The organism is Bacillus sp. DU-106 (genome assembly GCF_004799705.1).
GTDB classification, from domain to species: domain Bacteria; phylum Bacillota; class Bacilli; order Bacillales; family Bacillaceae_G; genus Bacillus_A; species Bacillus_A cereus.
The window spans coordinates 2028479-2041323 of the sequence record NZ_CP026607.1 but is presented as its reverse complement, the minus strand read 5'-3'; the positions used below and the strand labels follow the sequence as shown (position 1 = coordinate 2041323).

Genomic DNA, 12845 nt, shown 5'->3' with positions numbered 1-12845 from the left:
AACGGTAGACATCCGTCCGGGCTTACTTACTTTCAGCCTCGGCTCCTCGGAGATGATTTTCAAATAACGTCTGCACACCGGCTTTCAGCAATATACCGGCTCTCTGGAGAACAGCTCACTATTTTACTCTTTCTCGTCTTCAGATTTGTATACTTTGTTAAAAGTTATTTTATGCCATTTAGCAACTAATTGTCAACTAATTCAAAATATATCCTTATCTTTTTCCCCTATTCTTATACAATTACTTTTCAAATTCTCGCAATGCTGCTAAATTTTCATCATCCTCAATAAGTTCAGCAAAGAATCCCGATTCATCCTCACGAAGGACAAATTCAAGCTCTTCCTTCGCCTCTTCATTTCTATTTAACTGTGCTAAATAACAAGCTCGATCATATCTTGCTAACAAATCACTCGCGTCAATTATTAATACTTCATTTGTTATTTTTTCTGCCTTTATCGTTTGGCCGGCACCATGATATGAAGATGCTAAAGAAAGAAGAATTGCTGTTTCATTTGGATGATGTATAGAAGCATTTTCTAATACATGAATTGCCTCTTCAAACCTTTCTTGACTTTGATATATTTCTCCTAAAGCAAGAAATGCTCTACTTACAAACGGTGTTTGCTCTGTTAATTGTAAGATAATCTTTTCTGCTTTTCTTTCTTCCCCTGCTTTAAAGAATACTTGTGCTTGCAGAAGAAGAGTATCATAATCATCTGGTAGTTCTCGAACCATTTGTTTCGTTAATTCCAAAGCATCTCTTAACATATCTTCTTCCTCGCACTCAACGAAAAGATTTACAAGTTGCTTCGCTACGTCATAATCCCATTTATTTTCTAGTGACGTGTGCAGAATCTCTATTGCTTCTTTATTCATCTCTACATTCTCATAAAATAGCGCAAATCGCTGTGCTGCCATACTATTTTTCGGATTTAACTTTAAAGAGATTTCATATAAATCAATTATCATAGTAACCATTGAAATTTCTTTCGCACGATTTTTCATACGATAAAAAGCTCTCGTAATGATAGATCGTTTTGGCTGTTCATGCAGCTGGCGTTCAATCCATATTTCCGTAACCGCAGCTGCAGCATACATGAATGCTGTACTCCTTTCTGCTTTTTTCACCTTTAACGTATGAAGAAAATCTCGTATGTTAGACAATTTTTTATGTTGCTCTACTGCTTTTACATAAACATCAAATATACGTTCATTATCAAAATCTTTTTGTATTACTTTCATTGCAACTTCAATTGCTTTTACATTTCTTTTTTTCACTAATACTTTTGCATAATGATATAGAACTTCTATATGCTCACCATCTAATTGTAGTGCGTATTCAACCTGTGCTTGTTCTTTATCTATTTCATTCATCGCTCCGTACACATATGCAATCGCATCTAAACGCCATATTTCAGGTACTTCGTCCACTAATTGTTCTAGTTCAGTCAGCAATTCTTCCTGAAGATTCATATCTACTGAAAGCTGTGCTAAATATTCCATATTAATATGCAACGGCTCTTCTTTCATCGCCTGAACCATATGACTTTGTTCTTTAGAACGGTTTTCTTCTTTTTCGTATATTTCCGCAAGCTGTAAATGTACACCTACGAAATTCCCATCAAGCTCTAAACATGTTTCATACGCTTGTTTTGCTTCCGTCAATTGCCCTAATGCCATAAGTGTTTCACCAATTCGGTAATACGGTAATACCGTTTCCATTTGTTCTATCGCCTTATTATATCTTTTCATCGCTTGGCCGTACTGTCCAATAGATTCATATAAAATACCTGCATAACAACCGTACTCACTTACTTCATTTCTTTCTTTGTGTAACGTTCTTAAAAATGCTATACCTCGTTGTACAAATTCCGTTCCTTTAATTCGATTCACATATTCATCTAACGCACTTGCTACATTATAATCACTTTTCTTTATACCATTTTCTAACTTAGATAGTGCTACTTTAAACCCTTCTTCATTTCCACCAAGTTCAATTTCAGCATCCCATAAAACCATTCCTGCATTCATGAGGAAATCTTGGCTCTTTTCAATTTGCTTCTCAAGACCAAGTATATATTCTTTTGCTTCCTTATATTGTTCTCTTGCCATATAAACTTGTGTAAGTCCGAAGTGAGAATAAACATCCTCATCATTTTCTTCTAAAGCACGCTTATACAATACTTCTGCTTCTTCCAAGCTATCATTTTGAAAATGATAATCACCTAATTTTACGTAAAGAGGTGCTTTATCATCACAATTCTCAATACCGTTTAATAAAATTTCTTTCGCACTTTCCTCATCCTTCAAATCAGATTCGTATATTTCCGAAAGTTTCGTATAAATGTAAGGTGCATTACTATCCAAACGAATCGCTACTTTAAGCCCTTTTATTGCTAAATATAATTTCCCTAGTTGATGTGCACATCTCGCTCGTTCATACCATACATGCGCTTCATATTTATACTCTTTTAACAAGTCATTAAAGATTTCATATGCTTCTTCATATCTTTCTAAATCTATTAATATTAAACCGTGATTTGTTAAAGTGAACCTTTCAGGACTACGCTCTAACGCAACTTGAGAGTATTGCAATGCTTTTTCAGATTGATCAATATACATATAGGATAAAGCGAGAAAACTCCAAGCAATAGGCTGATCTGCGTCTAATTGTAACGATGAACGAAAGCTTGAAATCGCTTCTATATAACTTTCCTGCTCAAAAGCATATCTTCCGTTTATTAAATGATATAAAGCACGATTATTTTTCTTCTCAACGCTTGTCAGCATTTGCTCCGCTTTCTCTACTTCTTGAAGACGAATAAAACACTGTGCACCATGCAATTTAACAAAGTCCGAGTTCGGAAACTTTTCCATTAACTTATCGATACAATATAAAATAAATTCTTTATCTACTTCAACATCTAAGTGCTTTATCGTATATAACCACGTATTTGGATTATCACTCGTTTCTTTTAAAAATTGTACTAAGTTACTAATCCCCTCTTTGTCATGTTCATCTAAATGATCCGTAAGAGAAAAAATAGATTTAAAGTAACGATTTTCTTCCTCACTTAGAAACGCTAGTTGCTCCTTCTTTTCTTTCGGAACAAACGTGATTGCTAAACAGCCTGTATAACGATATTTTTCTTGTAATTTACTATATTCCACAAGAACTGGTTCTATAAAGTTTGGATCTTGAACATAGAAAGCTTGCAATGTATCATCATATCCAGATAGAACTTGTACGTGTGAAGCATGCTCAATATCTATACTTAATAAAACAGGAATTCCTTCGTCAATCAGTCTCTTATAATTCTCTTCATTCCCTTTAAAATAACGATATTCATAACCTAATTCTTCTAAATAAGAAACAGTATCTGAAAACTTCGAACCTGTCATATCAAAAATAAACTCTGCTATTTCATCTTGTGTACGTTTCTCTCCCCATATACGCAACATCATCTCTAAACTTGTCGGAACACAATAATTATCCTTTTGTACAATAGGAACTATCGGCAAGTGAACCTTTTTTCCATCCGGATTTTTTTCTAAATTATGATATAAAGATTCTTTTAAACTCTTTTCTTCTTTTAATAGTTTTTGTAAATCTGCAAATTTATTCATTTTGTACAGTGCTTCTGCACGTAAATGTACAAAGTAAGTATTATAGGCATGATACGGCAGCTGAGTATTTATGTTATCTATTACCGCTAACATCTCTTCATATCGCTCTAAATCTAATAAATACTTTATCTTCTCAAAATGAAAATATGGTACTTGTGGGAATTTTACAATTGCATCATCGATTAACTGTATCGCGCGTTTTTGTTCTCCTTTATTCGCATACAATTGTGATAATAAATAGGTAGATAACTCTTCACAATCTTCATGCTGCATGCCAGCAATAAATTGTTCTTCCGCTTTCTCCCATTCACCTGTATGCATATAAACGTAGCCCCATTTATCAAACACTGCGCGTGCACTGTACTCCTCTGCTTTTTGCATATACATTAACGCTTCTTCGTTTCGTTTCATTTCTAAAAGACATCGTACTAACGTAAAATATGTTTTCGCTAAAAAATCCGCATCTATTTCTTCTTTATTACTCTCTTCTAAAGTTTCTTTTAACAGCTGCTCTGCTTCAAGAATTTTCCGCTCATCAATTAACTCATCACAATATAAAGAGAGCGTTCTCATATTTGGGAATTTTTTATAAGCGTAACGAATGAGGAATGAACTGTATTGGTGCATAAGCCCTTCATCAGTAAGACGAATTAATATATCGAACTCCTTATGCGAAGGAATATTGGCAAGCCAATTCTTCACATAGGATAAAGTATTCGTTTCTTTTATATATGCAATTTCATTATTTATTTCCTGTAATCCATCTACAAATCTCTTGTCTTTTAAACAAGTTTCTAACTGCTTAAAATCTAGCATGCATTCACCTCGAATTTATATTTATACTGCTACTTGCTTAGATTTTACACACCATATAGTATGTATTCAACTAAAATCTCTTATAATGGATGGTATTAATTAATATTATTCAAATTTATAACAAAATATAGTAAAAATGATTGTCTTTCTCTGTATTTTGTTTGATTATATAGAATAACGTAACATGTGTATCCTATCTTTTGTTAGTTAAAAACAGTACATGAAATTATATCGGCGATTATACGGTGAATATCGACTTACCAACAAAAAATGACATTTTTCTCATTCATTAAATTTCAACTCTACAAAAACACTGTAATGATCACTAGGAAACACACCAGTTGAAGTTAGTACCGAATCCCCAAATATAGATACGTTTTCAATCGTAGGAAATTCAAATGCGGCATTTTCTTGTATCATGACCCAATCATATCTTTTTTCTTGCTTTACATCACCTTTTAAATTCGGATTCTTTCTATAATCTAAAGTTGGTTGAGCTATCATGTTCTCTTCAATTTCTTTAAACTGAGCTACATCTATCCAATGCTTCCGAATTAAGTATTGATGCACCATTGAATATGGATCATCATTAAAATCACCACATAATAATTCGTAATCACTTACTTTATTTGTAATCCAATTATTCACGGCATTCATTTGTTCTTGTCTTTTTCTATTAGATTTCCAATTTAAATGAACATTCGTAACTCCTAAATTGCAACCTTTATATGTAAACATGATTCGAATAGCACAATAATTTGATTCATCTATATCAGTTTCCCAAATTGCTTCTTCATCTATAATAGGTATTTTACTTAAAAAGGCTAATCCTTCATCTGGAGAATCAGGGTACTCCTTAAATATACAAAACTAAAGTTCTCTATAGAATAGCCGTATTCCTACACTTTTCTTAAAATTTCAAAGCAAAAAAGCTAGTGTATTTTTAATAATACACTAGCTTTTTATTTGGAAGAAAAATTTAACAAGTACAATCACAATCAAAACAATCCGTACAGTCTAAATCGTCACAATCTGCTTTTCTCTTTCTTTTGTTTCTTTTAAGATAATAATACAGTAGCCCAAACAATAGTATACAAATAACAAAAGCTATTATTGCTTCTGTATACTTATTTTGAATCATAAAACCAATTCCACTTCCGCCTGAAATAAAAATTAGAATTAAGTAAATCCAGAACATCTATGTAAATACCTCCATTACTATATATCTTAAGATAATATCCATATAACACTAGAGGAAATGAATAATCCCATACCATTACCGCTTAATACACCAGTAGTTATTCTTAGCAAATTTGAGCTACTTCTCCATTTCCACTTTTGGGTGAACCCATCGATAAGTAACGGAATTTGAGCGAAAAATGATAGTATGATTGCCAAAAGAAATGAAGGTGTCATATAAAAATAAATTGGAAACATTAAAATACCAATAAGCATGCCTGTACAACGCGCACATAAAGGTATGTACTTTTGTAGTTTAAAAAAACTCCTATCTAATCTTCTATGACAAGGAATTTGTAAAATAAAAGTTCGAATCAATATGAATCACCCTCTCTAAAAAGATTTTAATTGATTTTGCAAAAAAAATATATATCCAATAAAAAAACAAACCAGGTTTATACTAGACCCAGTTTGTCAGTTTACTACTATGTTACATCTCCTCAGGTGCCCCCACCCCAAGTAAACGTAATCCTTCTTTTAATACAACCGTCACAGCATAAACCAATGAGAGTCTGCTGTCTTTTTCTTTGCTCTCTTCTAATATACGAACATTACCGTAATATTTATTGAATGATTGTGCTACATCTAATATATATTTCGAAATAATCGATGGCTCATTTTTATTGAAAGCCGCTTCAATTACTTGAGGAAATTTATTAAGTAATTTTACGACACTCCAGCTATGATCGTCTTTTAAAGCAAATGTACATGTTTCAAATTCTACACTTTCTTTTCTTAAAATAGAACAAGCACGTGCATGTGTGTACTGTACGTAAGGTCCTGTTTCTCCTTCAAATTTCAGCATATTTTCTAATGAGAATTCGATATTATGCATACGCTCATTTTTTAAATCGTGGAAGATGACTGCACCAACACCGACTTGCTTTGCTACTTCTTCTTTCTGTTTTAAGTTTGGATTTTTCTCTTCAATATTTTGTTTTGCAAGTTCGATTGCTTCTTCGAGTACTTCTTCAAGTAAAATAACTCTTCCTTTACGTGTCGACATTTTCTTACCATCTTTTAAAATGAAGCCAAACGGTACGTGTTCCATACCATCAACCCAAGTATAGCCAAGTTTTTTTAATACGGTGAAAAATTGATTGAAATGTAAGCTTTGTTCTGGACCAACAACATATAGCGCTTTATCAAACCCATAAGTGTTTTGACGATATAAAGCTGCCGTTAAGTCACGCGTTGCATAAATCGTCGCACCATCTGATTTTCTAATTAAGCAAGGCGGCATTCCTTCTTCTTCTAAATTAACGACTAATGCACCTTCTGATTCTTCAAGCAACTCATGTTCTTCTAAAATCCCAATAAAATCTTCCATTAAATTATTATAAAATGCTTCTCCCTGAAAATTAGTAAATTCTACGCCGAGAAGTTCATAAATGCGAGAAAATTCTTTAAGGGACTCATGACGAAACCAATTCCAAAGTTCTACCGCTTCTTCATCACCTTCTTCTAGTTTCTTAAACCAAGCACGTCCTTCTTCTTCTAGTTCTTCGTCGTCTTTTACCTCTTCATGGAATTGGACATATAACTTAAATAGCTCACGTATTGGATCTTCTTTAACTACTGCTTCATTTCCCCATTTTTTATAAGCCGTAATTAACTTTCCAAACTGTGTTCCCCAATCTCCTATATAATTAATCCCTACAACTTCATAGCCACATTTTTCAGCGATATGTTTCAGCGAATTTCCTATCATTGTAGAACGTAAATGCCCCATCGAAAAAGGTTTCGCGATATTAGGAGAGGAATAATCAATTACTACTGTTTTTTCACAGCCAAAGTGGTTTTGACCGAACTCTTCTTTCTCCGCTAAAACTGTTTTTAATACTGCATCACTTACAGTTTCACGATTGAAAAATACATTTACATAAGGACCAACGGCTTCTACTTTCGTAAAAAACGGATCATTGAATTTCTCAGCAACTTCCTTTGCGATAAGAGCTGGTGCTTTTTTATATTGCTTCGCTAATGAAAAGCATGGGAACGCTGCATCTCCAAATTCATCTTGTTTCGGTGTTTCAATTAAATCTAAAATTTGTTTTTGCGTTAATTCATTCGTGAAAATATTAGATAAACTTTCCGCAAACTGCATTTTATAATCCATGATACAACCTCCTTATTTTTTAAAACACAAAAAACTCGTCTCTAAAAAAGAGACGAGTTTTAACCCGTGGTACCACCCTTGTTGTTCGTTACGAACCACTTTCCCGTTTATAACGAGGACAGGGGGCCTCGGCTTTCTCTACTATTCGTTCAAGAAGCATCTCCGAAGTGCGCTTCATCTTTTTCTTCCGTACTAGGCTCACACCATCCCTAGCTCGCTTTCCTTCTAAAAAAGACTACTCTCTTCATCACAGACAGTATATTTAATTAATTATTGCTTATTATACATCTTTTCAAACAATTAGCAAGGGTCAATTACACCAAAGTGAAACTTAGCACTTTTTCTTTTGTATACATAAAAATTGTGTTTTTCAAATCTAGAACTACGAAAATGATCTTTTAAAACGACACGTTTTCTCGCCACTCGTTTTGCCTCCGCAATTGTTTCGTCAGTAATATCATGATACAAAGCGAAGTGTTTTAACCCTTTAATTCCATCGGATTCTATGACAGTTTCTTCAAACATCGGATCAAGGTAAACGACATCGTAACTATTGTCTTCACATTGCGCTAAAAATGAAAAATGCTCCGTTTGCTTTACTTGGATTCTTTGCATTGCTTCATCAATTTCAGAAACAGATGAAGACCATGTTTTCAAACCATTTTCCATAATATAAGCCATATACTCATTGCCTTCAAGTCCTGTTACTTTTCCGCTTTCCCCAACAACATAACTAGCTACAATACTATCTGATGCCATCCCGAGCGTACAATCTAACACTGTCATTCCGCTCTCTAATTTAGCAGCTTGTACAAACGGATCGTGTTCTCCACGCATTAACCTTTTCACACGAAACATCGCTGAGTTCGGATGAAAGAAAAACGATTCTTCCGTACCTTTTGGATAAATAGCTAATCGGTTCTTCCCAACGACAAGCACATCTTGTTCATACTGCTCATGTAGCTTATGTACCGGTATGTCATTACGTTTAACGAAAGAAGCATTTAATTCTGCTGCTACCTCGTTTGCATAATCTGTCATTTCTTTGTTCGTTCTTCCTGCTGTTGTTACGATCATTGTTTCACCTCTATATAAAGAAAAGAGGGAGTTTTACTCTCCCCCTTCTTTAGCAATTCTTTTCGAAAGCTTGTTCTAAGTTCGTAATAATTTCGTCCATAGTTGCACCTTCAATTTCATGACGGTGAATGAAGTGAACAACTTCTTTTCCTTTTAATAATGCCATAGATGGTGAAGATGGAGGAATTTCTCCGAAGTACTCACGCATTTTTGCAGTAGCATCTTTATCTTGACCTGCGAATACAGTTACAAGATGATCAGGTTGTTTTTCAGCACGAACAACCGCTTGACCTGCTGATGGACGTGCTAAACCAGCTGCACAACCACAAACAGAGTTTACAACTACTAAAGTTGTACCTGATGTATTTTCCATAAATTCTGTTACAGCTTCTTCTGTAGTTAACTCTTCAAACCCAGAACGCACTAACTCTTGGCGCATTGGGATTACCATTTGGCGCATGTATTCTTCATAAGCATTTGACATCTTGTAATCTCTCCTTCAACTTTCATTCCAAATTCATCATATCACGCTCTATTAATAGGTGCAAAAGAAAGATAACGATGATTTCATTTTTTTGTAGGGATTTCACAAACCCCACCACGGCAATGTCCCACTGGAACGAGTTTTCTATTATTAGCGATATAATCGTATACTTTACTTCCAAAACCAAGTACGATAGATAGCTTTATAAAAGGAACTGCAAACCAATAAGATGGAACGGCCTTTGCTAATACATCTATGCTCTGAATACCGTCATACCACTTATTATTTTTAAAAATATACAGTCTTTGTTCCATCTTACTTTGTAGTTCTTGAGAAAGCTCATACTTCTCAACTACATCTTCATTTCGAAATGAAACAAATTTCATCTTACCCTTTTTATCTAATTTTTTCGTACGTTCTGCAACGGCCGTACACATCGTACACCAACTATCATAGAAAACAATCATACATTATTCCCCTTTACGAGACTCCGTCATTTGTTTCCATACAGAACCTTTTGCTTCTTCTCCGCCTTCAATACGCTCTAATGCTAGACGTGCTTGCATCGCTACTTCAAACTCTGGATCATCTTGCGCTGCTTTTAATGCTGGAATCGCACTTTCATCTCCAAGTTCAAATAAGAACATCGCTGCACGCCAGCGTACTAATTTACTTGGATCTTTCAGAGATTTAATCATAACGAACATCGCTGCCGGATCACCTACATCTGATAAACAATCTCCTGCAGTACGGCGAACACTTACAGAGCGATCTAACAACGCTTTATATAATAACGGTAATACTTCATCACCTTTTACCATACCTAAATACGCTGTTGCTAAACGGCGTATTGAAACTTTTTCATCATCTAACGCCATCTTCAACACTGGAATATCTTCTTCAGTAGGATCCATTTGTTCTAATGCTGCAAAACGGTTTTTCCAGTCAGAATCTTTCATCATCTCTTCTGTTACTTTATATGGCTCACGCTTTTGAATCGTTACTTCAACAGCACCTGCTTGATTTAATAATTCTTTAACCGTTTCATTTACACGTTCTTCTGAATAAGCAGCAACAATCTCTTCCACTACTTCTTTCCCAATTTCTTCAAAATTACCGTAACGTGTACTTTGTTCTACCCATTTACGCTCTTTTACAACGTTTGGTGCAGACATTTGCACTTTCATAATTGATTCTTTAAAACGATCTGGTAAGCCAACACGTTCTTCCGATGTTCCATCTGTTAACTTTACTTGCATTGGAATTGTAAAGAACATTTGAACAAACACTTTCACTTCTCCAAAATGAGACAGTTGTTGTTCTTCACTTCCTTCCACTACTTCTTCGCCAAAAACAGCACGAACTTGTTGTAATAATACTTTCCAGTCATACTTTGCATTTCGCTCGACTGCTAAAAAGTCGGCTACATGATATACACCTTTAATGCCTTCAATTTTCAAAATTTCTTGCACTTGCATTGGTGCTTGTTCTTTATTTTCATTTGTATAATTATTACGTGCTCCTGATGGTAATACTTCATTCAAAATAACTTTCATTGTATTTGGACTTGGCGTCGGTTCAATTGCTTTAATCTTCACGTAAAAAACTCTCCTTTATTGCATGATCTTAGCTGTATTGTAACATGTTATCACTCTATACTCCTACTCGGATGCTTAATTTTACTACTTTCTTCCCGCTACCATACTATTTCATTCTTTTTACATTTTAAATTAGGAACGGGATTTTAAAAGCTTTCGTTTCCGATGATTTTTATTTTTTATCCATTAAGTTTATTAAAATACTTTCCACAATTTTTTCCGAAGCTATTACTTAAAATCACCTTTTATTACAATGCCCCCTCCCGCCTTCTCTCCAAAAAGGTAATACTCTCAATCACAACTTCAGTTCTATATATTCTCTTGCCTTGTTCATCATCGTAATTACTAGTCTGAATACGCCCTGTAATCCCAACGAGCGACCCCTTCTTACAATATTCAGTTACATTCTCAGCCGATTTGCGCCAAACGACATATCTCCATAAATATGTACTTAAACTTCATGTACATATTTATCCTTGTCCAACACTCTAAAAACAAGCGAATTCTAAATTTTAAGAAATTATTGTTGTACACAAAAAAGCGACAATATATTATAGATTTATACACATATCTTTCGACCAAATCCGTAAAGATAATGTACAAAATTATGTGATTGGGGGGACGATAAAAAATGATTACTCTACAATTAGAAAATTATAAGTTTTTCTCTATTCCTGTTTGGCTAGAATGGAATACTTCAAGTAAAGGTGATATAACAAATAAGAAGTTTTCAATTATTGGACTTAAAGAAAATTCAAATGACATACACATTGTACATCCATTAAGCGACTTTATACTAAGCAATTGGAAATATAATGCTTACAATACCCAAAGAAAACATTGTAATAATATGGTTTCTTTTCTAAACTACTTATTAACTAACAAGAAACAGTTAGGGATTAATAATCTAAAAGAACTAAAACTAGCACATGGAAATGATTTTCTTAATAATCTATCTCGTAAAGAAAGAACAGTAGGTACGGTTAAAGATGTTGAAAGAACATTAACATTATTTTATATATGGCTTCAAAAGAAAGGATGCTTACCAAAAGTAAATGAAACCCTTTTTATAAAAAAAGAGACTTATCAAGGAAAATATTATTTTCAATCCCCTTTTGAAGTCATCTATCCCACCAAAACGGTCTCAAAGAAAGAACATATGTTACCAGCAAAATACATTCCATTATTATTAGAAATCGCTACCCTAAAAACAAAGCCAATAGCATTAGGAGTTTATCTACAAATATTCGGTGGCTTGAGAAGAGGTGAGGTCGTCAATTTGAAACGTTCAAACTTAAAAAGAAAATTAAATACTGGAGATTTTCTAGTCACTCTAAAAAATCAAAATTTCAGAAAGGATATTAAAGATCATTCTGGATCCAGTAGCGTAAAAAAGCCTAGAGATCAGGCCGTTCTACAAATATTTGACTGGGGAAAAGTTCTTTTTGCAGATCATATTAATTTATATAAAGATCATACTGACTCAGGTGCTCTTTTTATAAATAGGGACGGAAAAGCTATGTCAGGAAAAAGCTACAGTCAATATTTTAATAAACTAAAACATAATTTTATAAATTTCTTAAAAACATACGGTAACTCAGAAGAAAAAATCCTAGCGAATCATTTACTTCTTGCAGATTGGTCTACTCATATAGGACGAGGGACTTTCACTAACCTTATTGCCGAAAATACAGATAATCCTCTAGAAATAGCTTTTCATCGTGGTGATGACAATTTATTATCATCTTTAACATATATGGTTAAGACAGATAGAATGAGAAAAAAAATCGAAAATAAATTTGATAATATGCATGAGAATTATCTCCCCCGCCTTATTGATAGAAGTAAATTTAATTAATATCATATTCCCTTCAAAAAAGAGGT

The 12845-nt window shown here is 33.8% G+C and carries 10 protein-coding genes, 1 pseudogene and 2 other annotated features (1 of these 13 cut by a window edge); of the genes and pseudogenes, 1 reads left to right on the top strand and 10 read right to left on the bottom strand.

From position 1 onward, the window contains the following. Positions 1–149: a binding site (T-box leader), on the bottom strand; it reaches 92 nt to the left of the window's first position. 92 nt (positions 150–241) lie between these two features. The 10 genes and pseudogenes from C3Y97_RS10530 to ssb all read right to left on the bottom strand — a co-directional run. Next, complete coding sequence (locus C3Y97_RS10530; protein WP_000883837.1) at positions 242–4444, bottom strand: bacteriocin-processing peptidase family protein; 4203 nt, start codon at positions 4442–4444, stop codon at positions 242–244. A 282-nt stretch (positions 4445–4726) separates the two neighbouring features. After that, a complete protein-coding gene (locus C3Y97_RS10525) occupies positions 4727–5308 on the bottom strand; it encodes an exonuclease/endonuclease/phosphatase family protein (RefSeq protein WP_306299079.1) in 582 nt (193 codons plus the stop codon). 115 nt (positions 5309–5423) lie between these two features. Beyond that, complete coding sequence (locus C3Y97_RS10520) at positions 5424–5642, bottom strand: hypothetical protein (protein ID WP_000498601.1); 219 nt, start codon at positions 5640–5642, stop codon at positions 5424–5426. 29 nt (positions 5643–5671) lie between these two features. Continuing rightward, positions 5672–6001, bottom strand: coding sequence for a DUF2085 domain-containing protein (locus C3Y97_RS10515; protein WP_000621475.1), 330 nt, complete (start codon positions 5999–6001; stop codon positions 5672–5674). Between the two features lie 112 nt (positions 6002–6113). Continuing rightward, positions 6114–7802, bottom strand: coding sequence for an arginine--tRNA ligase (gene argS, locus C3Y97_RS10510; RefSeq protein ID WP_136363356.1), 1689 nt, complete (start codon positions 7800–7802; stop codon positions 6114–6116). Between the two features lie 45 nt (positions 7803–7847). Continuing rightward, positions 7848–8062 (bottom strand) — a binding site (T-box leader). A gap of 40 nt (positions 8063–8102) precedes the next feature. Further along, complete coding sequence (locus C3Y97_RS10505; protein ID WP_000637455.1) at positions 8103–8879, bottom strand: class I SAM-dependent methyltransferase; 777 nt, start codon at positions 8877–8879, stop codon at positions 8103–8105. A 49-nt stretch (positions 8880–8928) separates the two neighbouring features. Next, positions 8929–9363 (bottom strand): BrxA/BrxB family bacilliredoxin, encoded by a 435-nt coding sequence (locus tag C3Y97_RS10500; RefSeq protein ID WP_000063706.1) that lies wholly within the window; start codon positions 9361–9363, stop codon positions 8929–8931. An 83-nt stretch (positions 9364–9446) separates the two neighbouring features. Next, positions 9447–9830, bottom strand: coding sequence for a thiol-disulfide oxidoreductase DCC family protein (locus C3Y97_RS10495; protein ID WP_000634907.1), 384 nt, complete (start codon positions 9828–9830; stop codon positions 9447–9449). Positions 9831–9833: 3 nt separating this feature from the next. Further along, positions 9834–10961 (bottom strand): conserved virulence factor C family protein, encoded by a 1128-nt coding sequence (locus C3Y97_RS10490; RefSeq protein ID WP_086385943.1) that lies wholly within the window; start codon positions 10959–10961, stop codon positions 9834–9836. Between the two features lie 248 nt (positions 10962–11209). Then, positions 11210–11395: pseudogene (gene ssb / locus C3Y97_RS10485) on the bottom strand (single-stranded DNA-binding protein); the annotation flags it as partial. A gap of 197 nt (positions 11396–11592) precedes the next feature. On the opposite strand from ssb, the gene C3Y97_RS10480 reads away from it, so the two are divergent. Continuing rightward, positions 11593–12819 (top strand): hypothetical protein, encoded by a 1227-nt coding sequence (locus C3Y97_RS10480; RefSeq protein WP_136363354.1) that lies wholly within the window; start codon positions 11593–11595, stop codon positions 12817–12819. The last annotated feature ends 26 nt before the right edge of the window (positions 12820–12845 follow it).